Raw genomic sequence first — 2,639 nt, forward strand, 5'->3', positions numbered from 1 at the left:
GATCGTGTAGGTCAGCGTCTCGCCCGCTTCGGCGATGCCCGCCTGGGTACCGCTTTCGCTGGTCAGTGCCTTGGACAACGTCACCGTCGCGGCCGTCGGCGTGTCCTCCGAGCAGTCGTTGCCCGGCGATGCGCAATCGACGAACTGCGGCAGTGCGACGGTATTGACGATGTTGGCGGTACCCGCGGGCAGCGGGTCGAGTACCGTCACCCGGAAGGTTAGATCCTGCGAGGCGCCCGGAGCGATCGTAACCGCCGCCGTGTTGGTGCAGCTCGTGCCCGCCGCCGCGCCGGCGGCACAATTGAAGCTGTCGCCCGCCGCGGCGGTGGTCGCCGTCGGCACGGTCTCGGTAACGCCACCGACCGGAATGGTGGCCGGGGTGGTGCCGCTGTTGGTCAGTTGGATCTGATAAACCAGGGTTTCGCCCGCGGCCGCCGTCGGGCCGCCGGTGATCAGCGTCTTGACGACGTTGATGATCGGGGTCACCTCGGTGCAGTCGTTGCCGGGAGCCGCGCAATTGATCGGCGTACCGCCGGTCCCGTCGTTACGCCGGCCGATGGTAGCCGCCACGACGTTGTTGATTTCCGCCACGCCGCTCGGCAGCGGGTCATTGACCTCGACGACGAGGGTCAAATCGCCAGTGCCGCCCGCCGGAACTGCGACGGTATTGATGTTCACACAGGTGGGGCCCGAGCAAGTGGGCGTACAGTTAAGAGTGGTCCCGGTGACGGTGCAGGTGCCGAAGTCCTGCTCCGGGTGGCCGGCCAGATAGGTCGTGTTCGGCGGAATGGTCTCGATGACGTTGTTGGTGTAGACCGTGCCCGCGTCGCTGCCCGTGTTGCGGAACTGGAGGCGATAAACCAGCGTGTCGCCGGCCTTGATCGGTTCGCCGGCCACATACGGCGTGCCGTTGACCGAAGCCAGCGTTTTCACCAAGCCCGAAATATTGGGCACCAGCGGGAAACCGGTAGGAACGGCGCACGACGCCGTGTCGTTGACACTCGCCGCACCGAACGGAATGTCATACCGGCCGGTGGTTCGGTTGTAGAGATAGTTGCCGGTGTTGTTCGAGACGTAGACGGAGTTTGCGGTCGCTGCCAGAGCGTTCCACTGATTGGTGTTCTCCGACCCATCGGCCAACACCGGGCGGGTGAGGCGGGTCAAGGTGCTGGCGGTGAGATTGAAGGCGTAGAAGTCCCTGCCGACGGCCACCATGCCCTCGGTGGCGCTGGAGAAAATCAGATCGCCGGTGCCGCCGCCTTCCGGGGGAAAATCGGGAGTGAGTACGATGCGAGCGCCAATCGTATAGCGATTGCTCCCCGTGCCGCCGGTGACGGGAATGATCGGATAGAGCACGACGGGATTCGAACCGGACGAGATGTAGCCAACGCCGTTGGGAAACGCGGGGCTCGCCGGCGCCCAGGCGCCTCGGACGACGTCGACATCGCCTGCGTTTATTTCGCCCTCGGCGACGGTGAAGGGCTGCGCCGCGTCGGTTGCGGCACCGCTGCCGTCTATGGCCCTGAGCTGGACGGTTCCATTGTTTAAATCGCGGTTGACATACAGCAGGAGCCCGGCCGTCGAGTCGACCATCAGGCCGTTGGAGCCGTTGGCGTTCGAGCCCGGGTCGGCGATCGTGAACCGCGTCGGCATGGCCGTGTCGCCCGGGAAGAACTTACGTATTGTGACCGTGCCGCCGCCGCCGCTCAGCGAATAGATGGGCCGCTCTCCAGCAACTACCTCACAAAAATTCTCCGTCTGCGCCAGCGCCTGCCCGGCCGCGAACTGCGCCAGCAGCAGAAAGCTCCATGCGAGCCCGCGCCGCCAACCACGCGCAGGCGCTTGCGCGCCGCGCCGCAACAGGATTCCGAGGGCCGCATGCAGCATGCCCCCCGCTTGATCGCCGGTCCCACCACTTATTAACCGGGAAATATTCATTTCTCGTCGCCCATTGATTGATCCAGCTGCCGGCACAGCCCGCATGCACTCACCGGAAGTCCGTACTGATCGGCACCCATCAGCGATCGGTGCCATGGCCAAACGGCCAGAAGTTTGTGCTCAAACGACACTACCGCCCCACCACGAAAACTCTCGCGCTATCACCGACAGCCCGGCGCAGCCGAGCAAGGCGAAAATCAAAGTCAGCAAGGCACGGCTGTTGAGCCGCGAGCCGGGACTGAGGAACTCCCCCCGTCTTCCCGCTGGAGCGGGGCCGCGAGCGCAAGCCGGCGATGAACCGGCCGCCCCTGCCGTGGTCGCGATCGAGCGGACCGCATGACGATGTGTGTTGAAGTTCATAGGCCAGTACCCCCTGATCCGCCGGACAAAGCTCCGCCGGTCGAGCGCCCGCTGAGGCGCCCGCTGTGATTGCCGATTTCGTAAGGCGGCGGCCGGACGGCGATGTCTCAGCCGCTGCTGGACTCGCTACGACCCGCCACCCGCAGCCTCCCGCGCCCCGAAGCGCGCTAGAGAACGCACTCCAACCCCATCCCTGGGTGCAAAAACGGTGACTACCATCCCAACATGAAACATTGTGCTGAGAGTCTTATTGCTTTGGTATGCGGAAATGTCTTAGTCCGGCACACAGGCTGGGGCGGGGCTTTCTAGGAAATTTCTTAGACGTCGTTGCCCCCCCCCCC

General features: G+C 64.7%; 1 protein-coding gene. It reads right to left on the minus strand.

Annotated features, from left to right (window positions below; all coding sequences use genetic code 11):
* On the minus strand, window positions 1–1,887 hold a 1,887-nt coding region (locus tag TX83_RS20160), incomplete at its 3' end, for a hypothetical protein (RefSeq protein ID WP_141233599.1).
* Window positions 1,888–2,639 lie beyond the last annotated feature (752 nt).

It is taken from the genome of Lysobacter antibioticus HS124 (assembly GCF_000336385.2).
In the GTDB taxonomy this organism is placed as follows: domain Bacteria; phylum Pseudomonadota; class Gammaproteobacteria; order Xanthomonadales; family Xanthomonadaceae; genus Lysobacter; species Lysobacter firmicutimachus.